The sequence below is a fragment of the Leptotrichia sp. SK-5 genome (assembly GCF_055387215.1).
Genome location: NZ_AP028931.1, coordinates 1,964,782 through 1,989,161, shown reverse-complemented (window position 1 = coordinate 1,989,161; position 24,380 = coordinate 1,964,782). Strand labels below are relative to the sequence as shown.

The 24,380-nt window shown below is 29.6% G+C and carries 27 protein-coding genes; 26 read left to right on the top strand and 1 reads right to left on the bottom strand.

Annotation, left to right across the window (positions count from 1 at the left end; all coding sequences use genetic code 11):
- Positions 1-4: 4 nt before the first annotated feature.
- The 21 genes from leuC (at position 5) to ACZ5B9_RS09850 (ending at position 17,125) form a co-directional block, all read left to right on the top strand.
- Positions 5-1,423, top strand: coding sequence for a 3-isopropylmalate dehydratase large subunit (leuC, locus tag ACZ5B9_RS09950; RefSeq protein WP_464422456.1), 1,419 nt, complete (start codon positions 5-7; stop codon positions 1,421-1,423).
- Complete coding sequence (locus ACZ5B9_RS09945; protein WP_464422455.1) at positions 1,423-3,408, top strand: HsdM family class I SAM-dependent methyltransferase; 1,986 nt, start codon at positions 1,423-1,425, stop codon at positions 3,406-3,408. Before leuC ends, ACZ5B9_RS09945 begins: the two co-directional genes overlap by 1 nt.
- Positions 3,401-4,465, top strand: a complete 1,065-nt coding sequence (locus tag ACZ5B9_RS09940) for a restriction endonuclease subunit S (RefSeq protein WP_464422454.1) — start codon at positions 3,401-3,403, stop codon at positions 4,463-4,465. Before ACZ5B9_RS09945 ends, ACZ5B9_RS09940 begins: the two co-directional genes overlap by 8 nt.
- 1 nt (position 4,466) lies before the next feature.
- On the top strand, positions 4,467-4,976 hold the full coding sequence (locus tag ACZ5B9_RS09935) for a restriction endonuclease subunit S (RefSeq protein WP_464422453.1): 510 nt from the start codon (positions 4,467-4,469) through the stop codon (positions 4,974-4,976).
- 100 nt (positions 4,977-5,076) lie between these two features.
- Positions 5,077-5,652, top strand: a complete 576-nt coding sequence (gene leuD / locus ACZ5B9_RS09930) for a 3-isopropylmalate dehydratase small subunit (RefSeq protein ID WP_464422452.1) — start codon at positions 5,077-5,079, stop codon at positions 5,650-5,652.
- A gap of 17 nt (positions 5,653-5,669) precedes the next feature.
- Entirely contained in the window at positions 5,670-6,206 is a 537-nt protein-coding gene (locus tag ACZ5B9_RS09925; RefSeq protein WP_464422451.1) for a hypothetical protein, read from the top strand.
- A gap of 34 nt (positions 6,207-6,240) precedes the next feature.
- Positions 6,241-7,041: a DUF2262 domain-containing protein gene (locus ACZ5B9_RS09920; protein WP_464422450.1), complete on the top strand. Its 801-nt coding sequence runs from the start codon at positions 6,241-6,243 to the stop codon at positions 7,039-7,041.
- Between the two features lie 199 nt (positions 7,042-7,240).
- Positions 7,241-7,615, top strand: coding sequence for a hypothetical protein (locus ACZ5B9_RS09915; RefSeq protein WP_015769924.1), 375 nt, complete (start codon positions 7,241-7,243; stop codon positions 7,613-7,615).
- Positions 7,616-8,038: 423 nt separating this feature from the next.
- Positions 8,039-8,509 (top strand): hypothetical protein, encoded by a 471-nt coding sequence (locus ACZ5B9_RS09910; protein ID WP_464422449.1) that lies wholly within the window; start codon positions 8,039-8,041, stop codon positions 8,507-8,509.
- 22 nt (positions 8,510-8,531) lie between these two features.
- On the top strand, positions 8,532-9,587 hold the full coding sequence (locus ACZ5B9_RS09905; RefSeq protein ID WP_464422448.1) for an alpha/beta hydrolase family protein: 1,056 nt from the start codon (positions 8,532-8,534) through the stop codon (positions 9,585-9,587).
- A 120-nt stretch (positions 9,588-9,707) separates the two neighbouring features.
- On the top strand, positions 9,708-9,965 hold the full coding sequence (locus ACZ5B9_RS09900; RefSeq protein ID WP_464422447.1) for an endonuclease: 258 nt from the start codon (positions 9,708-9,710) through the stop codon (positions 9,963-9,965).
- Positions 9,966-10,000: 35 nt separating this feature from the next.
- A complete protein-coding gene (locus tag ACZ5B9_RS09895) occupies positions 10,001-10,459 on the top strand; it encodes a hypothetical protein (protein WP_071124363.1) in 459 nt (152 codons plus the stop codon).
- A gap of 105 nt (positions 10,460-10,564) precedes the next feature.
- Positions 10,565-10,942 (top strand): type II toxin-antitoxin system RelB/DinJ family antitoxin, encoded by a 378-nt coding sequence (locus ACZ5B9_RS09890; protein WP_026749494.1) that lies wholly within the window; start codon positions 10,565-10,567, stop codon positions 10,940-10,942.
- A 3-nt stretch (positions 10,943-10,945) separates the two neighbouring features.
- On the top strand, positions 10,946-11,221 hold the full coding sequence (locus ACZ5B9_RS09885; protein WP_026749495.1) for a type II toxin-antitoxin system YafQ family toxin: 276 nt from the start codon (positions 10,946-10,948) through the stop codon (positions 11,219-11,221).
- A gap of 14 nt (positions 11,222-11,235) precedes the next feature.
- On the top strand, positions 11,236-11,685 hold the full coding sequence (locus ACZ5B9_RS09880; protein WP_026749496.1) for an OmpA family protein: 450 nt from the start codon (positions 11,236-11,238) through the stop codon (positions 11,683-11,685).
- Positions 11,686-11,732: 47 nt separating this feature from the next.
- Positions 11,733-12,791, top strand: a complete 1,059-nt coding sequence (leuB, locus tag ACZ5B9_RS09875; protein WP_464422446.1) for a 3-isopropylmalate dehydrogenase — start codon at positions 11,733-11,735, stop codon at positions 12,789-12,791.
- 33 nt (positions 12,792-12,824) lie between these two features.
- Positions 12,825-13,610, top strand: coding sequence for an ABC transporter ATP-binding protein (locus ACZ5B9_RS09870; RefSeq protein ID WP_464422445.1), 786 nt, complete (start codon positions 12,825-12,827; stop codon positions 13,608-13,610).
- A gap of 37 nt (positions 13,611-13,647) precedes the next feature.
- Positions 13,648-14,703, top strand: a complete 1,056-nt coding sequence (locus tag ACZ5B9_RS09865; protein WP_464422444.1) for a DMT family transporter — start codon at positions 13,648-13,650, stop codon at positions 14,701-14,703.
- A 181-nt stretch (positions 14,704-14,884) separates the two neighbouring features.
- Positions 14,885-15,649, top strand: coding sequence for a class I SAM-dependent methyltransferase (locus ACZ5B9_RS09860; protein ID WP_464422443.1), 765 nt, complete (start codon positions 14,885-14,887; stop codon positions 15,647-15,649).
- A 124-nt stretch (positions 15,650-15,773) separates the two neighbouring features.
- Positions 15,774-16,430 (top strand): DNA alkylation repair protein, encoded by a 657-nt coding sequence (locus tag ACZ5B9_RS09855; RefSeq protein ID WP_464422442.1) that lies wholly within the window; start codon positions 15,774-15,776, stop codon positions 16,428-16,430.
- A 239-nt stretch (positions 16,431-16,669) separates the two neighbouring features.
- On the top strand, positions 16,670-17,125 hold the full coding sequence (locus ACZ5B9_RS09850) for an FxLYD domain-containing protein (RefSeq protein ID WP_464422441.1): 456 nt from the start codon (positions 16,670-16,672) through the stop codon (positions 17,123-17,125).
- A 339-nt stretch (positions 17,126-17,464) separates the two neighbouring features.
- On the opposite strand, the gene ACZ5B9_RS09845 is transcribed toward ACZ5B9_RS09850, so the two are convergent.
- Positions 17,465-19,804, bottom strand: a complete 2,340-nt coding sequence (locus ACZ5B9_RS09845) for a TerD family protein (RefSeq protein WP_464422440.1) — start codon at positions 19,802-19,804, stop codon at positions 17,465-17,467.
- Between the two features lie 203 nt (positions 19,805-20,007).
- Between ACZ5B9_RS09845 and ilvC the strand changes: the two genes are divergently transcribed.
- From ilvC to ACZ5B9_RS09820, 5 genes are all read left to right on the top strand, one after another.
- Positions 20,008-21,018: a ketol-acid reductoisomerase gene (ilvC, locus tag ACZ5B9_RS09840; RefSeq protein WP_314291799.1), complete on the top strand. Its 1,011-nt coding sequence runs from the start codon at positions 20,008-20,010 to the stop codon at positions 21,016-21,018.
- Positions 21,019-21,140: 122 nt separating this feature from the next.
- On the top strand, positions 21,141-21,812 hold the full coding sequence (locus ACZ5B9_RS09835) for an HAD family hydrolase (RefSeq protein ID WP_464422439.1): 672 nt from the start codon (positions 21,141-21,143) through the stop codon (positions 21,810-21,812).
- A gap of 235 nt (positions 21,813-22,047) precedes the next feature.
- Positions 22,048-23,346, top strand: a complete 1,299-nt coding sequence (locus tag ACZ5B9_RS09830; RefSeq protein ID WP_026746660.1) for an adenylosuccinate synthase — start codon at positions 22,048-22,050, stop codon at positions 23,344-23,346.
- A gap of 22 nt (positions 23,347-23,368) precedes the next feature.
- Positions 23,369-23,878: a hypothetical protein gene (locus ACZ5B9_RS09825; protein WP_464422438.1), complete on the top strand. Its 510-nt coding sequence runs from the start codon at positions 23,369-23,371 to the stop codon at positions 23,876-23,878.
- A 35-nt stretch (positions 23,879-23,913) separates the two neighbouring features.
- Positions 23,914-24,351 (top strand): rhodanese-like domain-containing protein, encoded by a 438-nt coding sequence (locus tag ACZ5B9_RS09820; protein WP_464422437.1) that lies wholly within the window; start codon positions 23,914-23,916, stop codon positions 24,349-24,351.
- Positions 24,352-24,380 lie beyond the last annotated feature (29 nt).

Genomic DNA, 24,380 nt, shown 5'->3' with positions numbered 1-24,380 from the left:
AAAAATGTCAGAAATTAAAAATGAAATGAAAAAACCAAAAACTTTGTTTGATAAAGTTTGGGAGAAACATGTGATTACAGGAGAACCTGGAGAAGCACAGCTTTTGTATATTGATTTGCATTTGATTCACGAAGTTACGTCGCCACAGGCGTTTTCGGGATTAAGACTCGCTGGGAGAAAAGTTAGACGACCTGACTTGACTTTTGGAACGATGGATCATAATACACCTACTATAATGTCGCAAAGATTGGATATTAAAGATAAAATTTCTAAGGCACAGCTTGATGCACTTGCTGCAAATTGTAAAGAATTTGGGATTGAACTTGTGGATATGTTTAATGAAAATAATGGAATTGTGCATATGGTGGGGCCTGAGCAAGGACTTACACAGCCTGGAAAAACTGTAGTTTGTGGGGATAGCCATACTGCGACTCATGGGGCATTTGGAGCGATTGCATTTGGAATTGGGACAAGTGAAGTTGAGCATGTTCTGGCAACACAGACAATTTGGCAAAAAAAACCTAAGACAATGGGAATTGAAATTACTGGAAAATTACAAAAAGGTGTATACGCAAAAGATATTATTTTACATATAATCAAGACTTATGGAATTGGACTTGGAAATGGATATGCCTTTGAATTTTTTGGAGATACGATAAGAGGGCTTTCGATGGAAGAAAGAATGACAATATGCAATATGGCGATTGAAGGTGGAGGAAAATCAGGAATTATTGCACCTGATGAAACTACATTTAATTATGTAAAAGGAAGAAGATTTGCACCAAAAGGTGAGGAATTTGAGAAAAAGGTAGCTGAATGGAAGGAATTGTATACAGATTCTGTAGAAGCCTTTGACAAGCATATAAAAATAGATGTTACAAATCTTGAGCCACAAGTTACTTGGGGAACAAATCCTGAAATGGGAATCAATGTTACTGAAAAATTTCCAGAAATCAAAGATCATAATGATGAAAAAGCATACGAATACATGGGCCTAAAACCAGGACAAACTCCATTTGAGATACCTTTGAAACACGTATTTATCGGTTCGTGTACAAATGGAAGGCTAAGCGATTTGGAAATTGTCGCAAAAATTGTAAAAGGTAAAAAAGTTGCTCCCAATATTACGGCAGTTGTAGTTCCTGGCTCACAAGTTGTAAAAAAGGCGGCTGAAGAAAGCGGAATAGCACAAATTTTGAAAGATGCGGGATTTGAATGGAGAGAAGCTGGGTGCTCTACTTGTCTTGGAATGAATCCTGACTTGATACCAGCTGGAGAGCACTGTGCCTCAACTTCCAACAGAAACTTTGAAGGACGGCAAGGAAAAGGCGCAAGAACTCATTTAGTGAGTCCTGCAATGGCTGCTGCGGCTGCAATTTATGGGAAATTTGTGGATGTAAGGGAATTGGATGAGGTAAAATAATGGCGAAAAAAGAAGTGAATACTGATCTTTGGGTATATGATTTATTAAAGGAAGCAAATATAGCTATTAAATTTTCAGCCCAAGGAAGCAGTATAAAAGAAATAAATGAAGCTTTACAAACAGCATCTAAAAGAGGAACAGGGAAAGTAGGATTTCCTGAATATGTTGGAGTAGTTAAAGATTTTTTAATTGTTATTGAAGATAAGGCAGATACAGTAAAACATTTAAAAGTAAATGAAAAAGAAATTATAGCTGAAGATATAACGAGTATTTGTGATTATGCAGCAAATGGTGCCTTATTTTATGGTAAACATCTAAGTAAAAATACAAGCTATAAAAAAATAATAGCTTTAGGAATAAGTGGAAATGAAAAAATAAACAAAATTACACCAATATATATCAATGAAAGAGGAGATTATACAGTTCTTGATGATGTTGAAACTTTGATATCTTTTAGTGAGGAAAATATAGATGAATACTATGTAAAAGAAATCTTAAAAGAAAGTACTGATGTAGAAAAAGAAACAGCAGAAATACTAAAAGAAGCAAGTATATTACATGAAGATTTAAGAAATTATGGAAATTTAGAAGAAAAAAATAAACCTTTAGTTGTATCTGGAATTTTACTTGCACTAAGAGAAATAGAGCATAGAAATTTTAGCATTGATAATTTAAATGGGGATAGTTTTAAGACAGATGGTCAAAAAATTTATGGAGCTATCGAATCTAATTTGAATCGTGCAAATGTTTCTCCACAAGTAAAGAAAGATAAATTATTAAGTCAATTTTCTATAATAAAAGATGATGTGAAAATCAATGAAATTAATTCTACATTAGGTAAAACGCCACTAAAACATTTTACAGAATTTTTGTATAAAAGTATTTATCAAAGTATAAGGTATAACGATTCAGCAGAAGATTATTTAGGAAGATTTTATGGTGAATTTATGTCATATAGTGGTGGAGATGGGCAAAATTTAGGAATTGTTCTTACTCCAAAACATATCACTGAACTTTTTTGTGATTTATTAGATTTGAAACCTGAAGATAGAGTATTAGATCCCTGTTGTGGAACAGCAGGATTTTTAATAGCAGCAATGCATAAAATGATAAAGAAAACAGAGGATAAAATCGAAATAAAAAATATTAAGAAAAATCAATTGTTTGGAATAGAAGAACAATCATATATGTTTACAATCGCAACTACAAATATGATACTTCGTGGAGATGGTAAGAGTAATCTGGAAAATAAAGATTTTCTTTCAGAAAATCCTGCTAAATTACAGTTAAAAGGCTGTACAGTTGGAATGATGAATCCACCTTATTCAATGGGTTCTAAGACTAATCCTGCACTTTATGAGATTAATTTTATAAACCATTTGCTAGATTCTATTGTGGAAGATGGAAGAGTAGCAGTTATAGTTCCTCAAAGTACATTTACTGGAAAAACAAAAGAAGAAAAAAAAATAAAGGAAGAAATTTTGAAAAATCATACCTTAGAAGGAGTAATTACACTTAATAAAAATACCTTTTATAGAATAGGTACAAACCCTTGCATAGCTATATTTACTACACATAACCCACATTCTAAGAATAAAATGTGCAAGTTTATTAATTTTGAAAATGATGGTTATATTGTAAGTAAACATATAGGGCTTATCGATGATGGCTCGCATAAAGATAAAAAACAGCATTTACTTGATGTATGGTTCGGGAAAAATGAAGCACCAACAAAATTTTGTGTAGAAACTACAATAGAAGCTGATGACGAGTGGCTTCATTCATTTTACTATTTTAATGATGAGATCCCAAGCGAAGAAGATTTCAAAAAAACAGTAGCTGATTATTTGACTTTTGAAGTGAATATGATAACTCATGGAAGAGGCTATTTATTTGGGTTGAGTGATGAGGAAACGGTGGAATATACAAAAGAAAATGAAAAAGATGAACTGAAAGTGTCCGAAAGCGAGGAAGATTATGAGTAAGCTGACTTTGGACAGTGTAGAATGGGGAGAATTTAAAATAAAAGATATTTTTGAAATAGAAACTGTAAAAGGAAAGCCAGTTGAAAATTATGAGAATGGAGAAATTCCTTATGTCTCAACAGCTTCTATTAATAATGCAGTAATAAATTTTATACATAGAGACGAAAAAATTATTACAAAAGGTTTTTCGATAACTGTTGATCCAATAAAAGGAAGTTGTTTTTTTCATGAGTATGATTTTGTTGGTAGAGGTTTTAGCGGAGCTTCAGTAAATGTGTTAAGAAATAAAAAATTAAATAAATTTAATGGAATATTCATTTGTTCAGCTATTGAAAAAACTTCAAAATCAAAAGCTTCTTATGGTTATCTGTTTAATAGTAATCGGCTAAAAAATGGAATTTTATTGTTACCAATAGGTGCTCAAGGAAATCCAAATTGGCAATTTATGGAAGATTATATAAAGCAGGAAATGAAAGAGCAATCTCAAAAAGTGGCAAATTATTACGAGAATAAACTTCTTAAATTAGGATTTGAATTTTTAGATTTAGAAGTTGAATGGAAGGAATTTTGGATTGAAGAAATTTTAAGTGTAAAATCAGGAGTTAGATTAACAAAATCAGATCAGATAAGTGGGAAAATTCCTTTTATAGGTGCGAGTGATTCGAGTAACGGAATTACAGAATTTGTGGGAAATACCAATAGAAGTTTAGATAAAAATGTTTTAGGAGTCAATTATAATGGAAGTGTTGTAGAAAATTTTTATCATTCTTATGAATGTATTTTTTCTGATGATGTAAAAAGAGTAAAATTTAAAAATGAAGATTGTGGAGACGAATATACATATCTATTTTTAAAACAAGTAATTTTACAGCAAAAAAATAAATATCAATATGGTTATAAATTTAATGCTAAAAGAATGAATAGACAAAAAATAATTTTACCAGTAGACGAAAATGGACAGCCACATTGGGAGTATATGAGTCAATTTATTCAAAAACTTAAAATAAGTAAAATTAGTAAAATATTAGAATATATATATATATATATTAGAAAATAATTTGAATAATATTTATTTATTGGATAATACAACATGGAAAGAATATTTTATTGAAGATGTTTGTAAAATATATTCAGGAAAAGATATATATGAACGTGAAAGAATACAAGGAGATATACCTTATGTAACAGCGACTGCTTCTAATAATGGAATTGGATATTTTGTAAATAATACAAATAAAACTAAAGATAAAAATTGTATTTCAGTTAACAGGAATGGTTCTGTGGGACATTCATTTTATCATAACTATGAAGCATTATTTGGAAATGATACAAGAAAATTAAAGTCAAAATACGAAAATGAATATGTTGGAAAGTTTATTTCCTTTATGATATCTGAACAGAAGGGGAAATATGGTTATGGCTATAAAATGGGAACTGGAAGATTGAAAAGGCAGAAAATAATGCTACCTTCAGATAAAGAAGGCAAGCCAAATTATGATTTCATGAAAAAGTGCATTATAATGAATGAACTTAAACATATAAAAAAAATATTGAAATTTTTAAAATAGACAGGTGGGTTAAAAATAAAGGAGATAAAAATGAAAAAATATTATATTTATTGAAATTCTTAGAGTTTTATAAATAACTATAAAAATGAAGGAGATAAAAATGAAACCATTTACAAAATATGAAGGAACAATCGTTCCAATAATGAATGACAATATTGACACGGATCAATTAATTCCAAAACAATATTTAAAAAGTATCGAAAAAACAGGATTTGGACAATATGTATTTGATGAATGGAGATACAATGAGGACAGAACAGATAATATGGATTTTAATTTAAATAAGCCTGAATACAAGACAGGAACAATTTTGATTACTGGAGATAACTTTGGTTGTGGTTCAAGCAGGGAACATGCGGCTTGGGCATTGCAGGATTATGGATTTCATGTAATTGTTGCAGGAGGGTATTCGGGGATATTCTATATGAACTGGCTGAATAACGGATATTTGCCGATAACTTTGCCGGAAGCGGACAGATTGGAGCTAGCTAAACTTCCTGGAGATGCAAAAGTGACAGTTGATCTTGAAAACAATAAATTGACTGCAAATGGAAAAGATTATTTCTTTGAGCTGGAGGAAAGCTGGAAACAGAGATTACTGAAAGGGCTTGATTCAATTGGATTGACATTGGAACATGAGGATGAGATTAGGAAGTATGAGAAGAATCATAAGTAGTCAAAAAAGGAGTAAAAATGAAAAATTGGGAAATCATAAATGGAGAGTACACTCGTAAAGTGATGTGGATAAATCACGAGATAGAAATGAAATTATACTGTAATGGTGAAGATGATATTGATGAAGATGAACTTGATGAAGCAGAAGTCGAAGAAATGGTTGAAAAAATTTTAGAAAATAAAGAATATTGGGATAAAAAATGTAAAAATTTGTTTGCTGAAGAGTTTGTTGACTGGTTTAATGAAGAAAAATGGGTAAAGCCTGAGTATGCTGAAATTTATTATGAAACAAAGAGTATTGATGAAGTGGAGAAAGAATTGCTTAAAATTATTGGAAAAGAAGATACAGAAAAAATTATGAAAAATAATTTTCTTACAAAAGAAGCATTTAAAAAGTTAATTGATAATGAAGATATGGAAATAACAATTGATTTAACTGACGATGATGAAAATAGTTTTTCTATTACTATGTACGAAAGATTGTTTTTTGTTGATAAAATGTTTTATGCTGAGTGTAATTTTAATGGTGAAATAGACGAGTTTTATATGGATTAATTTTCTTAAATTTTTTTAGAAAGGAAAATCAGATATGGAAATTCAGGATTTTGGTGAAAATACATCTAGTAGTTATTTTAAAGAATGGTATGGGAAAATCATTTGGAAAGGTAAAGAAATACGGGTAAGACTAACAATTTCTAAAGAATGTGATAATATTGAAATTGAAAAAGAAAAAATGTTTAAAATTTTCGAAGAATTGTATCTTAATCAGGATGAATGGAATAAAAAAGTGAAAGATACGATGGTTAAGTATTTTTATGATGTGCTGAATGATGATTTTTTTGATGATGGAGTATTTCCAGAGTATCCAACTTGCTATGATATGTTATTTGAAATTTTAAAAGACGATTTTACAAAAGAAGAAGCAGAAAGAATATGGAAAACAAAAGTATTTCCATTGGATAAGTATAGAAATTATATTTTTGTTGATAATATTCAGATAACAAATGAAGGAAATTTTTATTTTGAAGTAGCTGATGATTATACAGTTGTGGGGGATAACTGGATTTGGTTAAAAGGGAATATTGATAAGGGATTTTTTGCTGCAAGTTTTAATGCTCTTTTTGAGTTTGTTGTTGATTTGGAATTAAACGATAAATTTTCTACGATATTTAGAGAGAAGACAAAAATACATTCAATGTGGTTAAGCAAGTGGGGAGAGCCAAGAGAAGGATTGGCAAAATTTTATTATAGTAATCATAATCTAGCAATAATTGGAAATTATAAAGCTGGGAAAAAAGAGGGAATTTGGGAATTTTATGATGAGGATGGGAAATTGACTAAAAAGGTTAATTATGTTAATGATATTGCTGAGGAAGAAGTTGTTTATTGAAATAATAGAATAAAAATTAGAAAGAAAAATTTAAAAGATGGCAGAAAAGTCAAAAAGACAATTAAAAATGGAAGAATATTTTAAACAAAATGGGATAGAGTATGATAAAAATTTTGTTTATGGTATTAATTAAAAAAGAAAGAAATTTTGAATTTGTAACTGAAACTTTTTGTATTTTGCGAAGGGAGAATATTGATTTATGTTTTCAATATTAGGTGCAGTATTATTTGGAGTTATAGCAATTATGACAGTTCTTGTTGCTTGCGGTTTGCCTCTGGGCGAATTTACAATGGGTGGACAACATAAAATCTTACCTAAGAAATTTAGAGTTATGGCAGTCATTTCAGTGGCTATCCAAATTTTTGCAATGATAATTATTTTGCAAGCCGGAGGTTTTATTTCATTGTGGCTGCCTTTTAAGGTTACTAAATATATTTGTTTCTTCTTTGCCGCTTATCTATTTTTGAATACTATTATGAATATGATTTCAAAAAGTAGGAAAGAAAAATATGTTATGACTCCGCTTTCACTTATAGCCGGAATATGTTTTTGGATAACGGCATTTCAGATGTAGTATGTAAAATGAGGATAATCTACAGTGCGTCAAATTGGAAATTTAAAGTAAAAAATACATATAAAAAAATTGATTTTTAATATTGATTATTTATAAGCTCATGTATTTTTAATTATATATAATAAAACATTACATTTTTTTGATTGGTGCTATTTAATAACTAATTTATTTATATTTTTATAGCATTATGTAGTAGATAAAAAATCTAAAAAGAATATGTTAATCCTATATGGATTTTAACTTGATTCACAAAATTTAAAAAATATAATAGAAACTATTTATTGTATATGTCTTTTCGAAAAACTTATATTATTATGAATTTTATGATGAGGATGAAAAATTGACTAAAAAGGTTAATTATGTTAATGATGTTGCTGAGGAAGAATTTATTTTCTGAAAAAAATAGGAAGGAGAACTTTTTAAATGGCAGAAAAATCAAAAGAACAGTTGAAAGTAGAAGAATATTTCAAGCAAAATGGGATAGAGTACGATAAAAATTTTATTTATGGTATTAAAAGAGAAAGAAATTTGAATTCATTTTTGATGATGGGGCTTATTGGATTGATTATGAAAGCAGGAATGAAGCCATGTTATATACTTTTTAAGGAGAATGAAATATTGTTTTTCGAAGTTGGGATGCTTGGTGGAATTAAGGGACTTTTAACAAGAATAGATGTCGATGATATAGAAAAAATTGATTTAAAAAAAGGAATCTTAAACTATAAATTGACAATATCAGTAAGAGCTGGGGATAAAATAAAAAAAGAAATAATAAATTTTGCCCAAATTAATGGAAAGGCATGGTGGATGCAGAATAGAAATAGCTTGATTGAAAGTGGATATTTTGAAAGATTGGCTGAAAGAGTGGGCAAAAGAAGAATGTTGGAACAATAAATAAAAAAAGAAAGGTGACTTTATGAAAAAAATATTACTTTTATTGCTAATTTTGGCAACTTTTGTAGTATCTTGCGGGAACGGAGGCAAAAATTCAAACGCAAATACAGAAGTTCAAAAGAGTGAAAAAAATAGTAAAGAAATTGACAATAGTTTTGATTTTGAGATATATGGAGAAACATTGGAAGAGGCTCATAAAAATTTTAAGACAAAGATTGTCGATAGCCAAAAAACGGAATTTGTACCAGATGGAAAACCAGGGATTCCGCCTAAAAATAGCAAGTTTTCATTGGTAAATTATCCAACAAAATTAGGAGAAATGCCAATGTATATTACAGCAAAAGAAAATAACGGGAAAAAATATCCAGCAATCATATATTTAAATGGTGGATTTGGTGGAATTGGAGATAGTGAGTTTGGCTGGGATGAAGAATCGCCTAAAAATAATTATCAAGGGGCAGGTGCATTTAAAAGAGATGATTTTGTACTTGCAATACCAAGTGCTAGAGGAGAAAATGCAAATCCTGGAAAATATGAAATGTTTTATGGGGAAATTGAAGACTTGGAAGAAGCCAGAAAATATGTAGCATCACTTCCTTATGTTGATCCAAATAGAATTTATCTTGTTGGACACAGTACAGGTGGGACAAAGGCGTTGCTTCTGAGCGAATATTCAAAAGGTTTTCGAGCAGTTTTTGCAATAGGTGCCTTGCCAGATTTCTTTTGGGCGACAGAAAAACCGGATGAATATGGCGGAGTTCCATTTGATTTGACAAATCCTAGAGAAATAGCAGTAAGATCATCACTTCGATACGTCCGTTCAATAACAGCACCAACTTTCCACTTTGAAGGTCAAGAAGAAAGAAGAGATATTTTATTCGAGCCTATGCAAAAAGCCGCAGATAAATACAAAATACCATTCAAGAAATACCAAATTGCAGGTGGAGATCATTTTAATATACTTTATCCATTAACAACAATGATTGCACAAAAAATACTAGCTGATACAGGGGCAAAAACGAATATTCAGTTTAGTGATGGGGATTTGGATGTGATTTCAAAAGGGATTGTTAAATAGCAGATAATTTGATTTCAGAAATTTGATTGAAAATGAAAAATTGTCGATATAAAAGTAGAAGATACGAGTTAGAAAATAAATTTCAAGTTTCAGATATAATCTGAAAAAAAGGAGATATCTATGTGGTCAAAAGGAATTGAGTATAGAAAGCGGGAAAAAGAAAAACTTTCTAAAATAAGTTCAAAAGATTTGCCGTTTGATGTGTTTGTAAAAAATGGAGAACTAGTCAGATGGAGAAGAAGTGGCTGGTGTAAGAGAACTTATCAGTTTTACAAAAAAAGCTGTAATCGGAATTTTAGAAGAAATAAAAATATTGAAACTTCAGTTAAAGGGAATTATTACAGAAAGTGCTATGAGTTGCAGTATGCTTGGATTTAACAAAAAATTTTCAGATGACTAGGAGATAAAAAATTATGCGAACTATCAAAGAATGGAATAAAATAATAGAAAATTATTTTAATGAAAATAATATTGAGTATGACAGAAATTATTTGTGTTTTCTTCCTGAAAACAATTTTATAAAAGTGCTTTTTGATAAAAAACTTATTTACGATGTTAACGAGGATTTAAGAGAAAGTATTATAGTTTTATTTAAGAAAGACAATATAGAAATATTTTCGTGTGATGTAACATTAAAAATATCTTCAGGAATACAACTTTCAAATATAGGTAAAATAAGGAAAATAGTCCCACGGGAAAAAGTAAAGGTTTTAAAATTAGTAAAAAAAATAATGAGATATAAATTATATTTTAAATTAGATAATGAAAGTAAAGCTTTTAGAATTGATATTTTTTATAGATTTAATAAAAACTGGGTAGTTGAAAATATAAATTATTTGATAGAAAATAGATTAATAGATTTTAAAAAATGAAAAAAGTAAATTTTTTTTGAAAAAGTTAATTAAAATATTGATTTTTGCACTATTTAGTAATACAATTACATTGTATAACAAAAGTATTACAAAGGAGTGGTAAAAATGGCTACAGTAACAGCTAGAGTTGATGAAAATGTTAAAAAAGAAGCGGAAACATTATTTAAAAAAATGGGGCTTAATATGAGTACTGCTATGAATTTATTTTTGAAGAAGTGTATTTTGGAGCAGGGAATTCCGTTTGAGTTGAAAGTTCCAAATGGAGAAACTAGAAAGGTTCTAGATGAAGTTGAGAAAGGTGTTGGATTAAGCAAAACTTTTGATAGCATAGATGAGCTAACGGAAGACTTAGAAGATGATGAGAAAACTTCAAATAAAGAAACTTTAAAGGCAATGCAGGAAACTGATGATATTTTGAGTGGTAAAATTGAAAGAAAAGGGTATAATAGTGCTGAAGAATTATTTGAGGATTTAGGGGTTTAGTGGATGAAATTGACAATAAAGACGACCAAAAGGTTTGATAAGGACTTGAAAAAATTAAAGAAAAGAAAATATGATTTAATATTACTGGCACAGGTTATTAATAAATTATCTGATAGTGAAATTTTGCCTGAAAAATATAGAGATCATTGTCTTACTGGCGATTATAAAGGATTTAGAGAATATCATATTCAGACTGATTGGCTCTTAATTTATAAAATTGAAAAAAATATTTTGGTTTTGACATTGTTGAGAACTAGGACACATTCGGATTTGCTTTAAATTGGAGGAATTTTATGAAAAAGTTTATTTTATTTTGTATATTTATAATTGTGAATATCTCTTTTTCAACAACATTAGTAGTACCTTGCAATAGAGAGGAGAAAAAGTGTGTTATAAGAGGTTTTAAAGTTGATGGGAGAATAATAACTGAGTATCAGATATTTGATCTTAAAGAAATTGTAAATGTTTTAAATAAATTTGGAGAAAGTGGAACTGTAGATTTCGTAGGGTATACTGATTCAACTGGAACAAAGAAATATAATCAAAAATTATCGTTGATAAGAGCTAGAAATGTTGCTAGAATACTTAGAGAGCTTGGTTTAAAAGATACTATTTCAATTGGAGAAATAAGTGGTAAAGGAGAAGATGATCCAGTTGATAAAAATGAAACAGATATAGGAAAATATCATAATAGAAGAGTAGAGATTTTATTTAATAATTTAAAATGGAAAAATTTTGAATAAAAAAGTTAAAAAAGATGATATAAAAAATTTAGAAAGGAAGTAAAAAAATGAACTACAAAATTGCATTATTAAAAGGGGACGGAATTGGTCTAGAAATTGTTGATGAAGCGGTAAAAGTTTTGAATAAAATTGGAGAAAAATTTGGGCATAAATTTGAGTATACGCAAGGATATTTGGGAGGAGAATCTATTGATAAATATGGGATTCCTTATTCTGAAGAAACTGCGAAAATTTGTAAAGAGAGTGACTCGATTTTGTTAGGATCAGTTGGAGGGCCTAAATGGGATAATGTTGATCCTGATAAAAGACCTGAAAAAGGACTTCTTGCGATAAGAAAAGACTTGGGAGTTTACACAAATTTAAGACCAGCGGTTTTGTTTAAGCAATTGAAAAGTGCTAGTCCATTGAAGGATGAAATAATTGGAGAAGGGCTAGATGTAATGATAGTTAGAGAGCTTACAGGAGGGATTTATTTTGGACCTAGAGAATATTCTGATGAAAAAGCTGTCGATACATTGCCATATACAAAAGGAGAAATTGAAAGAATTGCAAAAAAAGCATTTGAAATTGCAAAATTAAGAGGGAAAAAAATTACAAGTGTGGATAAACACAATGTTTTAGATACTTCAAAATTGTGGAGAAAAACAGTAAATGAACTTGCAAAAGATTATCCAGAAGTGGAAGTTTCCCACATGTATGTGGATAACGCTGCAATGCAATTAATTGCAAATCCAAGACAATTTGATGTAATTTTAACAGACAATATGTTTGGAGATATTTTGTCAGATGAGGCTTCAATGCTTACAGGATCACTTGGAATGCTGCCATCAGCGAGTCTTGGAGATGGAAAAGTTGGACTTTATGAGCCAAGTCACGGTTCAGCACCTGATATTGCTGGAAAAAATATTGCAAACCCAATAGCGACAATACTTTCAGCAGTAATGATGTTAAGATATTCATTTAATCTTCAAAAAGAGGCTGATGCGATAGAAAAAGCTGTGGAAGAAGTACTGGAAGCAGGATTTAGAACGGCTGATATTTATACAGATGGTATGAAAAAGGTTGGAACTGATGAAATGGGAACTGAGATTGCTAATAGAATTTAGAATCTAAAAATTTTAGAAAAGAAGGATATTTTTATGGAAGAAATATTACACTATGAAAATGTAACTTTTAAGCGTAATGGCAGAGAAATACTGAAAGGAATTGACTGGCATATAAATAAAGGTGAGAATTGGGCACTTCTAGGACTTAATGGTTCTGGAAAGTCAACTCTTCTTGGAATGATACCAGCCTATATTTTTCCAACTTCTGGAGAAGTGCGAGTTTTTGGGTATAAATTTGGTAATTATTCTTGGAAAAAAATAAAGAATCGAGTTGGCTTTGTAAGTTCCACATTAAATAATTTTTCAAGCACATTAAATGGCGAAAAACTGGAAGATATTGTAATTTCTGGAAAGTTTAATTCGATTGGGATTTATGATGAAGTTACGGATGAGGACAGGGAAAAGGCTGATAAGATTATTGAGGATTTTAAGATTTCATATATAAAAAATAATCACTTTGGCACTTTGTCACAAGGAGAGCAGCGACGGACATTGCTTGCAAGAGCGTTTATGAATGAGCCTGATTTACTTATACTGGACGAGCCTTGTTCAGGGCTTGATGTAACTTCGAGAGAGTATTTTTTGAAAGTGCTTGAGGAAAATTCCAAAAATGATAATGCAATACCATTTATTTACGTAACTCATCAGATTGAAGAAATTATGCCATCGGTAACTCATGTGGCACTTCTTCACAATGGAAAGATTTTGGCAAAAGGGCTTAAAAAGGATATTTTGACTGATAAATTGCTTTCTCAGATGTTTGGTTTATATGTGAAGATTGTTTGGGAAAATGAAAGACCTTGGCTGATTGTGAGATGAATTTAGGATTTATCTAAAAGGAGATGATTTATTAAACATGGATAAAAGCAGAAAATTTATGGCGGTAATTTTAGCATTGCTCGCAGCTATTTTTTATGCAATTAATACACCATTTTCTAAAGTTCTTTTAAATAAGATTCCACCCACATTGATGGCATCTTTTCTATATTTGGGAGCTGGAACAGGTGTAGGTATTATGTACTTGTTTCATAGGAAAGTCGAAGAAAAGTATGAAAAGTTAAATAAGGCAGATTTACCTTATACTGTTGGAATGATTGTCCTTGATATTGCGGCACCTATATTCCTTATGATTGGTATAAATATTGGTTCAGCCTCAAATGCTTCACTGCTTGGTAACTTTGAAATTGTAGCAACAACAATTATTGCTCTTTTGATATTTAAGGAGAAAGTAGCATCAAAGTTATGGATTGCCATTGGCTTTATCACAGTATCAAGTATAGTTCTTTCAGTTGAAGGGGCTGAAAGTTTCAAGTTTTCATTAGGCTCATTGTTTGTTATACTGGCAACTTGCTGTTGGGGACTTGAAAATAACTGCACTAGAAAAATTTCAGATAAAAGTACTTATGAGATTGTTTTACTAAAAGGTTTTTTCTCTGGCAGCGGTGCATTTATAGTCGCCCTTATTTCGGGAGAAAGAATTCCTGAAATCAAATATATAATAGCTGCTTTGCTACTTGGATTTGTGGCATATGGACTCAGTATTTTTATGTATATCAGAGCACAAAGAGATTTAGGTGCTGCAAAAACTAGTGCATATTATGCTGTAGCTCCGTTTGTAGGAACTTTTTTAGCTTTTATAGTAAATGGAGAAAAACTTACTTTGGTATATTTCATTGGTCTTGTTTTTATGATAATCGGCAGCGTAATTGTTGTATATGATACAATGGTTAAACGTCACAGTCATAGTCATTCTCACATAATTGTTCATAAGCATGATGGAAAAACACATACTCATATTATCATGCATAAACATGAGCATAGTCATTTTATATCAGAGAAAAAGCATAATCATAGGCATAAAGATTATATAAATAGCATAGAACATAAATTGATACATGAAAAGGGATTGTAAATTTATAAAAGTGCTGTATTTGAAACATAACAAATTAAAGTTTCAAATAAAATAAAAATTAAAAAAATTAAGCAAGATTAAAATTGTTCAAGAAATTAGAAATTTGTAGAGGTGAGAAAAATATAATTGCAACATATTCAACTTAAATCGAAATAGTATAAAATTACGAGGAGATTATAAGATGAACAATTATATAAAATTAAATGAAGATAGATGGAATAATGTAAAAAATGACTATACTGAGCCATTGACACATGAAGAATTAGAAGAAGTTAGAAATAATCCAATTTCTGTTGCATTAACTGTTGGGAAAAAAGTTCCAAAAGAATGGTTTGAAAAAGCCAACGGAAAAAAGATATTAGGTTTAGCTTGTGGTGGTGGACAGCAGGGTCCAGTTTTTGCTATAAAAGGTTATGATGTAACCATAATGGATTTTTCTAAATCACAATTACAAAGAGATGATATGATTGCTAAAAGAGAAGGCCTAAAAATCAATACAGTTCAAGGCGATATGACAAAACCATTTCCATTTGAAAATGAAACTTTTGATATTATTTTTAATCCGGTTTCAAATGTATATATAGAAGATTTAGAAAACATGTATAAAGAAGCCTCTCGAGTATTGAAAAAGGGGGGACTGTTAATGGTCGGATTTATGAATCCTTGGATATACATGTATGATGCTGACATTGTATGGGACAAACCCGATGAGGAATTACTTTTAAAGTTTTCAATACCTTTTAATTCAAAAGAGCTTGAAGAGGAAGGCAAGATAACCATAAATCCAGAATATGGATATGAATTTAGCCATACCTTAGAAACTCAGATTAGAGGACAACTTAAAAATGGTCTCGCTATGATAGATTTTTATGAATCATGTGATAAAAGACATAGATTATCAGGTTATGGAAATGACTATATAGCTACACTCTGCATTAAACTATAATGTTATAGAACATACTTCAGGAGAATAACCCATTTTATTTTCCTTAAGGGTTAAAATCTAAAAATTAGAATTTTGTAATTAATAGAAATTAATATTTTTAATAAAATGAAAAAAGAGGAAACTTATGGATTTTAATAAACTTTATGAAGAAATGATTCGGCATAAAAATGAAGAACAGGCTCAAAAAATGTCAAAATATATGCTTAATAAATTTGAATATATTGGAATCAAGACGCCTGAAAGACGTAAAATATTTAAAAATTTTTTCAAGGAATACAAGAATGAAGAAAAAATCAACTGGGAATTTGTAAATAAATGCTGGGAAAATGAGTACAGGGAATTTCAGTATATTGCAGCAGATTACCTAAAGAATATGAAAGATAAGTTGACAATAGATGATATTCCCGAGTTTAAACGGTTAATCTTGAAAAAATCTTGGTGGGATACGATAGACAATTTAGATATGACAATAGGAGCTTTGGCATTAAAGGATTCAAATGTGAATAAAATATTGCTGGAATGGAGTCTTGATGAAAATATTTGGCTTAGAAGAACTGCTATTGATCATCAGCTTTTGAGGAAAGAAAAAACAAATACTGAATTGCTGGAAAAGATTTTAAAGAATAATCTGGGACAGAATGAATTTTTTATCAATAAGGCGATAGGCTGGGCATTGAGAGATTATAGCAAGACTAATCCTGAGTGGGTAAAAAATTTTATTGAGAAAAATAGAGAAAATATGGCAAAATTAAGTATTAAAGAAGCAAGTAAATATTTGTAAGTATTAAATCAAAAAATATTTGTAAAAAAATGAAAATATATAATTTTAATGATAGAATACCTCAAATATGCTGGAATTACAATAAAATATTTTAAAGTTAAACTCAAATGGTTGTAATATGTTATCAAAATTGGATATTTATTTAATTTTTTTAGATAACATAGATTGTATAATGTATTGCAACAACTATAATTTTACTGTATTATAAGCATAAAAAATATTGAAAGGCTTTATAAATTATGAGAAAAATAATAACGATAATGGGGATGGCTCTTGTTCTTTCATCTTGTGGAGTTGTTGGAGCGGCAGGAAGTATTGCTGGAGGAACAATTAAGGCGGCTGGAACTGTTACAGGAGCAGTAATTAAAACAACTGGAAATATTATCGGCGGGATAATTGGCGGAAATGATGGAGAAATTAATGCGAAAGGCGTTAAGTATAAATTTTCTAAGGCAAAAGTTGAAAATGATGGGAATACAACAATTGTAACAGGAGTTTTAACAAATAGTGGAACTAAAAAGGAAAATGTTACTATTAAAATCCCTTGCTTTGATAAAAAAGGAACAAAAGTCGGAGATGCTGTGGATAGCATTGACTGCATTGATAAAAATAAAAAATGGGAGTTTAGAGCTGTTCTAAATTCGGGAGATGTAAAGGCGTGTAAAGTGAAGGATGCTTATGTAAATGCACAGTAAAAATATTAAATAAAAAATTGCTGTATGTATTGTTCTTTGATAAAGGTTACAAATCTTCGTTAGAAGTAGGAACAATTTATTAACAGCAATTTTTTTTCCGTATGTGTTATTCAAATGGAGCCGATAATTTTATGGGCTATCGGCAGAACCCTCCTAAATAGATAGAAGTAGGAATAACTTTTTAACGGATTATTATTGTATGTGATGTTCTTAATCGTTTATAGTGGGATTCGAACCCACAAGGGAAAATCCCATTACCATAATAGAAGTAGGAACAACCTTTTGACAATAATTCTTACAATGATAATAACATAAATTTTAATAAATTTCAAATAAAAGTTAAAAATAATTTGCTAAAATATCATTCAAAGGCAATGGATTATCATTATCAACTTTATTGAAAATAATATCTGCATTTTCTTTTTCAAAAACTTGTGTTCCTCTAGCTATTGCATTTAATTGTAAAAGTTCATACATTGTAACATATTTTTTATTTACAAAATATTTAAGTACATCTTCCAAATGGGCAATATCCATTTGATTCAAATAATTATTGGAAGAAAAGTTTTCAGAAACAGGCATATTCATATCAATCCAGATATATTCATTTTTTTCAAAATCAATTAAAATTGTATTAGTTGTTCTTGTATTTGACAAAATTTGAAAACCTTGTGTAACTGCTGATGAATAAAGATTTTTTTCACTCGTAGCCTCTTTTTTTGTCAGTTCAAGCACTCCAGCGTACACGCTTCCAATTTCTTCGAAAGAAAATCCATTATATGAACGGATTTCCATAAGAACATAACGAATATCAGAATTTTTCAATTTTTCCAAATTATAAACATCAATAAATTCCAAAGCCCCATCTGGTGCATTTGTAATATCGCCGCTAAATATAAAATTAGGTTCAACTTGATTATAATAAGCGACTGTTTTCAAAAATTTAAAATTTTCATTAAAACAAATAACTGATAAATCAATATCAACCCGCATCTCATTTTTCTTTTCTTTAATGTTTTTCCATCCAACAAAAAATCTTAAAACTTCCGCATCATTATTAAATGAAAATCTCGATCCTCTTGTCATCGGTTTAAGGGAAATATTACTATCTTTTTCACTTGTTGTAATTGCAATATTTTTATAGCTTTTATCAATGAAAATATTTTCTAGCGGATTTTTTAATTTTAAATTTTCCAAAATTCCGTTTTTTACAGTTTCAAGTAAAAATTTTAGTAAATTTTCATTCAAAAATATAGTTTCCTCTAATTTTCTCCAACTACCTTTACTATTTACAATTCTTGGAATAATTTCGGTTTCTTGCTCAATTTCATTATTTTCAATTTCTTTGTTTTCTAAATTTTCATCCTTATTAATGGTACTTCTAAAAATATTTCTAATCTTAAAAAAGTTTTTACTTTTTTCTTCGCTTATTTCCTGTTTTTTAACAATATTTTTCAAATTTTCTTTTTCCAATAAATTCAAAATTCTATCATAAAGTTGAAAAAGAATACGATTATTTACATCTTTCATACAATTTTTTAATCCGTTTGTAATAATTTCATATTGAGTTTCGCTGGCATTATTTAAAAGGGATAAAACATTTCTGACATAATCTCCGGAGTATTTTGAAAATTTGGTAATAAAAATTTTCAATTCATCATTGTTCAGATTTTGAATGTTAACGCTCATTTTATTAAAATACCCTTTTTCTGTTTCAAAAGAAAACTCTCCAAATAGCATATCAACTGATTTTCTAATATTTTTATATTTTTTCAAATTAATTTTTTTCGCATAAAACATAAAAAACTTATGCCAAACTTTTCTGTATCTTTTAATATCTGGTAAAATATTTGAAATACTATCCAATTTTTCCATAATTAAATTTAATTCGGTTCGATTAAAATATTTAAAATGGATATGTTTTGTATTCAAAATATTATTTTCATTAAGTTTATCATTTGAAATTTTCGTAATTAACCGTAAAATATCAGTTGCAGTGTTAAAATTTCCAGCCAAAAAATTTCTATGTTTCAAAGTATAACTGGCAAGCGTCGTCAAAGTTTCTTTCATTTGAATATTATCACAATATTGTTCAAGTTCTTCATCAGAAAATCCGTCAGATAGAAAACAAGCATCATCTAAATATTGCTGGGAAAGTGTAATATTACTTGAAAGTAAGTTCACAAAAAGTGTTTCAATTTCTTGATCTCCTACAAACTTTAAATGAGAAAGTGTAAATAATTCAGCTGGTTCTGATCCTAAATCTTCTTTTTCAGGATTTTCATTTTTTTCATGTGGTAAATATCCAAACCAGTAGTGTAAAATCTGATTTAAATAAATATCGGCTGTTTCCATATTTATCACTTCATTTGGAAAATTTTTATAAAAAATGGTATAATTTTTGTCAGATTTAAACTCTTTTATATTTTCCAATACTTCTTCACATAATAAAATTGCATATTCTCTATCCAATCTAGAGATTATATAAGCCGAGTCTTTTTCAAAAGTATAGCCAAATCCTTGAAATTTTTTTACGATAGTTGCAAATTCACTTACAGATAATGTATTTCTATTTTTCTCAAAGAAGTTACTGTTATTATCAATTTTTTTTAGTTCATCTTTTTGAATATAAATACCATTTAAATGTCGTAAAGTTATATTATTTATCGATTTTATCATAAAAATCGTCTCCTCTAGTTAGATTTTTTTTGTTTATTATATCTTATTATCTGTGTTTATGCAAGAATATTAAGTAAAATTTATATAAAAAGAAAAATAAAATTCAAAAATATATGAAATATATCGTTGCATTAAAAAGAAATATTTGCAAATATTTTTAAAAAGTGTATAATATATACATATAAAATTTAGGAGGATAAAAAATGGCAGGAAATATTTTAGGAACAACAGTTTATTATGATGCTGACTGTGATTTGAGTAAATTGGAAGGTAAAAAAATTACTGTATTGGGATATGGTTCACAAGGGCATGCACACTCTCTAAATTTAAGAGAAGGTGGATTTGATGTAACTGTTGGACTTAGAAAAGGTTCAAAATCTTGGGATGAAGCTACTGAAGCTGGGTTTACAGTAAAAGAAACTGCAGATGCTGTAAAAGGTGCAGATATAGTTATGATTTTGATTCCAGATGAAATTCAGGCTGATGTATATGCATCTGATATTGCACCAAACTTGAAAGAAGGAGCATATATCGCATTTGGACACGGATTTAATATTCATTTTGGGAAAATTGTTCCAAGAGAAGATATAAGCGTATTCATGGTTGCGCCAAAAGGACCTGGACACTTGGTAAGAAGAACTTTCCAAGAAGGAAGTGGAGTACCTTGTCTAGTAGCTGTTTACCAAGATGCTAAAGGAGACACAATGGAAGTTGCTAAAGCATGGGCATCAGCTATTGGTGGAGGAAGATCAGGAATCCTTGAAACTACATTCAAACAAGAAACAGAAACAGATTTATTCGGTGAACAAGCTGTATTGTGTGGTGGAGTAGTAGAACTTATGAAAGTAGGATTTGAAGTATTGACAGAAGCTGGATACGATCCTGTAAATGCTTATTTTGAATGCTTACACGAAATGAAACTTATCGTAGACTTGATTTATGAAGGTGGATTGGCAACAATGAGAAGCTCAATTTCAAACACTGCTGAATATGGAGATTACATCACAGGGCCAAAAATCATAACTGCTGAAACAAAAGAAGCTATGAAACAAGTATTAGCAGATATTCAATCAGGTAAATTTGCAAATGACTTCTTAGCAGACTCAAAAGCAGGACAGCCATTCTTAAAAGAAAAAAGAGCAGAATTTGCAAATCATGGTGTAGAAAAAGTTGGGGCTGAATTAAGAAAACTTATGCCTTGGATTAAAAAATAAAAATTACAAAATAAAAGAACAACTTTAGAATTTTAGCAGTCTTTCAAATAAGGCTGCTATATTTTTAGTAAATGTTTTTTATAAATAAATAAGAAAAAATAGAATTAGATAAGGAGTAAAAAATGGGGAAAAAATTTTTTGATGAAATTGAACTATTTTTATTCGATATGGATGGTTTGCTGTTTGATACAGAGACTATTTATGTGGAATATGGACGTGAAATTGCAGAGAAAATGGGATATACAATTACAAAAGATGTTGTAGAAAAAACAACGGGCGTTACAAATGATAAGGCAAGAATATTGTTTAAAGAAGCCTTGGGACAAGATTTTCCGTATGATGAAATGATGGGAACAGTTAAGGATCATATAATGGAAAAAGCTGAAAAAGGGGAAGTTCCATTAAAACTTGGTGCATTGGAATTGCTTGAATTTTTGAAAAAAAATAATAAGCAGATGATTTTGGCAACTTCATCGGACTTGGATATGGCTGAAACTTTGACTAAAGGAAAGGATATAAAAAAATATTTTTCCCATTTTGTGACGGCAGAAGATGTAACTCATGGAAAGCCAGATCCTGAAGTTTTTCTTATAGGAGCAGAAAAGGGTGGAACATCTCCTGGAAAAACAGTTGTATTTGAAGATTCATTCAATGGAATAAGGGCAGCTCACGCGGCGAAAACTTTTCCAGTTATGATTCCAGATAAATTGAAACCGACAGAAGAAATTGAAAAATTAGTTTATAAAAAATTTGATAATTTGTTGGAAGTGCTTGATTACTTTGAGGGAAAGTAAGTTACTAAAAATAAAATAGAAATTGATTAATAGGAGTTATTTGTGGCAAATAATATAACTTCTATTTTTTTGTGAAAATTATTTTATTAAAAGATTTAAATCAATTGAAAAAAAATAGCAAATATAGTAAAATAAATAGTAAAAAGATAAAATTTTAGTAAGTTAGATTTTTTAGTTTTTACGGTTCAGTTTTTAAAAAAGTAAGAAAATTCTAAAAATTTGGGAGGAATGAAATATGGGAAATAATACTTTTGTAATTGTGGGAACGCAGTGGGGAGATGAAGGAAAAGGTAAAATTATCGATGTACTCTCTCCAAAAGCGGATTATGTAGTTAGATTTCAAGGTGGTAACAATGCCGGGCATACTGTCGTTGTAAATGATGAAAAATTTATTTTGCATTTATTGCCATCTGGAATTATTAACTCGGCTGGAAAATGTATAATTGGGGCTGGAGTTGTTGTTGATATTGAAGTATTATTGACGGAAATTGACGAACTCGAAAAAAGAGGGAAAAAGCTGGATAATTTATTTATCGATGAAAGAGCGCACATAATAATGCCTTATCATATCGAGATTGACAAGGCTAAGGAAGAAGCTATGGGTGAAAACAAAATTGGTACTACTCAAAGAGGAATTGGACCTTGCTACATTGATAAAATTGCAAGAAATGGAATTAGAATTGGTGATTTACTGGATCCTGAAAGATTTAGGGATAAACTTACTTGGAACGTGAATGAAAAAAACGATATGCTGACTAGATATGGTAAAGGAACTTTCGATTTGGAAGAACTTTACGAAAAATTTATGAAACTTGCTGAAAAAATAAAATTTAGAATAATAGATGCTGTTGTAGAAATCAATGAAGGAATTGAAGATGGAAAAGTAGTGCTTTTTGAAGGGGCTCAAGCGTTAATGCTTGACATTGACTACGGAACATATCCTTACGTAACTTCATCATCGCCAACATCTGGTGGAGTAACAGTCGGAACAGGAGTCGCTCCAACAAAAATCTCAAGAGTGCTGGGAGTTATGAAAGCCTACACAACAAGAGTGGGAGAAGGACCTTTCCCAACAGAGTTAGAAAACGAAGACGGAGAAACTTTACGAAAAGTAGGACACGAATTTGGAGCAACAACAGGACGTCCAAGAAGATGTGGATGGCTCGACTTGGTAATCGGAAGATATGCGGTGTTAATTGACGGATTGACAGATATTGTGTTGACAAAACTGGATGTATTGACAGGATTTGAAAAAATAAAAGTGGCTGTAGGTTATGAAATTGACGGAAAAGTATATCATTCTTATCCTGGAAACTTGAGAAAATCCAAAGACTTGAAAATAATTTACGATGAATTAGAAGGCTGGAAAGAAGATATTACTCAAATAAAAAATTACGAAGACTTGCCTGAAAACTGTAAAAAATATATTGAATACATTGAGAAAAAATTGAAATGTAAAATCTCGATGATTTCAGTAGGACCTGAAAGAAGTCAGAATATTTATAGATATGATTTGGGAGAGTTTGTGAATTAATTTTTGAAAGTTGGAGGAAATTATGAGCAAAAGGTTGATATTGTTTCTTTTGATAAGTTTTTGTAGTTTTTCTGGTGGTATAAATGGAAAAAGTATTGAAGAAAGTTTAGAGGAAATTTGTGATAGAATATCTCATTGTCGTTCTGATGAAGAAGAAAAAAAATCTAGTATCCAAAGAATATTGGATAATTCTTTGTATGAATTTGATTATAAAGATAAAAATGGGAATTATAAATTTTATATTCCTGAAAATACAGAAATTGTAAAAGAAGAAAATAAAAATATATTTTTAATAATATATAAAATTCATTTGGCATATAGTACAGAAAACATTACAGTGGCAGAATTAACAAAAGGAAAAACATCGAAGTTTACGTTTAATACTGAAAAATTTGAAGATTATGTGAACTGTCGTTTAGGAAATGAAGCAAATTCAAAAGATAAGATTTTGGAATTTAGGAAAAAACTTTTGGATAGAAATAAGAATTTTATAAAAGAAAAGCAAGATATTGAATTTGAGAAAAAATTATGAAATAAAAAATTTGAATAATGAAATGGAGAGATAAAATGAAAATAAGAAAAATAGCGTTATTAACAATGGTTGGAGTAATTTCTGTGTTGGGATTTTCGTGTAGTAAATCAGGAAATGAAAAAGAAACTTTAGCGATGTCAAAAGAAACGAAAGCTGGGAAAAAAGCAGAATATAAAAAGATAACTTCAGATGAAGCTAAAAAGATGATGGAAACTCAAAAAGTTATAGTTGTAGATGTTAGAACTTTGGAAGAATATAACGAAGGGCATATTCCAAATGCGATTTCTGTTCCATTGGAAACTATTGAAAATGAAGCAGAAGCAAAATTGAAAAATAAAGATGATTTAATTTTAGTTTATTGCAGAAGCGGAAGAAGAAGCAGGGAAGCAGCATTAAAATTGATTGAAAAAGGTTATACAAACGTAATTGATTTTGGTGGAATAAAAGATTGGAATGGGGAAGTTGTAAAATAAAAAAATTTAAATAAGGGAAGGAATGAGGT

What these genes read in the sequence shown, in the direction of transcription:
- ACZ5B9_RS09860 (WP_464422443.1), top strand. Translation starts at nt 14,885, where the DNA reads ATGAACAATTATATAAAATTAAATGAAGATAGATGGAATAATGTAAAA.
- ACZ5B9_RS09870 (WP_464422445.1), top strand. Translation starts at nt 12,825, where the DNA reads ATGGAAGAAATATTACACTATGAAAATGTAACTTTTAAGCGTAATGGC.
- ACZ5B9_RS09890 (WP_026749494.1), top strand. Translation starts at nt 10,565, where the DNA reads ATGGCTACAGTAACAGCTAGAGTTGATGAAAATGTTAAAAAAGAAGCG.
- ilvC (WP_314291799.1), top strand. Translation starts at nt 20,008, where the DNA reads ATGGCAGGAAATATTTTAGGAACAACAGTTTATTATGATGCTGACTGT.
- ACZ5B9_RS09915 (WP_015769924.1), top strand. Translation starts at nt 7,241, where the DNA reads ATGTTTTCAATATTAGGTGCAGTATTATTTGGAGTTATAGCAATTATG.
- ACZ5B9_RS09820 (WP_464422437.1), top strand. Translation starts at nt 23,914, where the DNA reads ATGAAAATAAGAAAAATAGCGTTATTAACAATGGTTGGAGTAATTTCT.
- leuC (WP_464422456.1), top strand. Translation starts at nt 5, where the DNA reads ATGTCAGAAATTAAAAATGAAATGAAAAAACCAAAAACTTTGTTTGAT.
- ACZ5B9_RS09940 (WP_464422454.1), top strand. Translation starts at nt 3,401, where the DNA reads ATGAGTAAGCTGACTTTGGACAGTGTAGAATGGGGAGAATTTAAAATA.
- ACZ5B9_RS09885 (WP_026749495.1), top strand. Translation starts at nt 10,946, where the DNA reads ATGAAATTGACAATAAAGACGACCAAAAGGTTTGATAAGGACTTGAAA.
- ACZ5B9_RS09865 (WP_464422444.1), top strand. Translation starts at nt 13,648, where the DNA reads ATGGATAAAAGCAGAAAATTTATGGCGGTAATTTTAGCATTGCTCGCA.
- leuB (WP_464422446.1), top strand. Translation starts at nt 11,733, where the DNA reads ATGAACTACAAAATTGCATTATTAAAAGGGGACGGAATTGGTCTAGAA.
- ACZ5B9_RS09825 (WP_464422438.1), top strand. Translation starts at nt 23,369, where the DNA reads ATGAGCAAAAGGTTGATATTGTTTCTTTTGATAAGTTTTTGTAGTTTT.
- ACZ5B9_RS09855 (WP_464422442.1), top strand. Translation starts at nt 15,774, where the DNA reads ATGGATTTTAATAAACTTTATGAAGAAATGATTCGGCATAAAAATGAA.
- ACZ5B9_RS09910 (WP_464422449.1), top strand. Translation starts at nt 8,039, where the DNA reads ATGGCAGAAAAATCAAAAGAACAGTTGAAAGTAGAAGAATATTTCAAG.
- ACZ5B9_RS09835 (WP_464422439.1), top strand. Translation starts at nt 21,141, where the DNA reads ATGGGGAAAAAATTTTTTGATGAAATTGAACTATTTTTATTCGATATG.
- leuD (WP_464422452.1), top strand. Translation starts at nt 5,077, where the DNA reads ATGAAACCATTTACAAAATATGAAGGAACAATCGTTCCAATAATGAAT.
- ACZ5B9_RS09850 (WP_464422441.1), top strand. Translation starts at nt 16,670, where the DNA reads ATGAGAAAAATAATAACGATAATGGGGATGGCTCTTGTTCTTTCATCT.
- ACZ5B9_RS09845 (WP_464422440.1), bottom strand. Translation starts at nt 19,804, where the DNA reads ATGATAAAATCGATAAATAATATAACTTTACGACATTTAAATGGTATT.
- ACZ5B9_RS09925 (WP_464422451.1), top strand. Translation starts at nt 5,670, where the DNA reads ATGAAAAATTGGGAAATCATAAATGGAGAGTACACTCGTAAAGTGATG.
- ACZ5B9_RS09880 (WP_026749496.1), top strand. Translation starts at nt 11,236, where the DNA reads ATGAAAAAGTTTATTTTATTTTGTATATTTATAATTGTGAATATCTCT.
- ACZ5B9_RS09895 (WP_071124363.1), top strand. Translation starts at nt 10,001, where the DNA reads ATGCGAACTATCAAAGAATGGAATAAAATAATAGAAAATTATTTTAAT.
- ACZ5B9_RS09920 (WP_464422450.1), top strand. Translation starts at nt 6,241, where the DNA reads ATGGAAATTCAGGATTTTGGTGAAAATACATCTAGTAGTTATTTTAAA.
- ACZ5B9_RS09830 (WP_026746660.1), top strand. Translation starts at nt 22,048, where the DNA reads ATGGGAAATAATACTTTTGTAATTGTGGGAACGCAGTGGGGAGATGAA.
- ACZ5B9_RS09905 (WP_464422448.1), top strand. Translation starts at nt 8,532, where the DNA reads ATGAAAAAAATATTACTTTTATTGCTAATTTTGGCAACTTTTGTAGTA.
- ACZ5B9_RS09945 (WP_464422455.1), top strand. Translation starts at nt 1,423, where the DNA reads ATGGCGAAAAAAGAAGTGAATACTGATCTTTGGGTATATGATTTATTA.
- ACZ5B9_RS09900 (WP_464422447.1), top strand. Translation starts at nt 9,708, where the DNA reads ATGTGGTCAAAAGGAATTGAGTATAGAAAGCGGGAAAAAGAAAAACTT.